This is a genomic window from Bacillus sp. SIMBA_154, from assembly GCF_046536015.1.
Taxonomy (GTDB): domain Bacteria; phylum Bacillota; class Bacilli; order Bacillales; family Bacillaceae; genus Bacillus; species Bacillus pumilus_P.
Map to the genome: position 1 here is coordinate 1 of NZ_JAWJBV010000596.1, position 241 is coordinate 241.

The following is a 241-nucleotide window of genomic DNA, read 5'->3' on the forward strand; positions in this document are numbered from 1 at the left end:
GTGCCAAATGTAACGCTTGCTGAGCAAGCTGGACTTGAAGTTGAGCGTGGTATTAAAGTAAATGACGATGGCCAAACCAGTCGCCCTGCTATATTTGCATTAGGTGACTGTGCGCAAACATCACAAGGATGGCAGCCATATATTGCACCCATAAATCAAATTCTACCTGCTTTAGTCAATAGCCTGTTGGGCAATGTAACTAACGCCGAATTTTTGCCCAGCCCCGTTATTGTTAAAACCC

The 241-nt window shown here is 44.8% G+C and carries 1 protein-coding gene; it reads left to right on the forward strand.

Annotation, left to right across the window (positions count from 1 at the left end; translation table 11 throughout):
• A partial coding sequence (locus R0K30_RS23295; RefSeq protein WP_410613378.1) for an FAD-dependent oxidoreductase occupies nucleotides 1–241 on the forward strand: 241 nt, incomplete at both ends.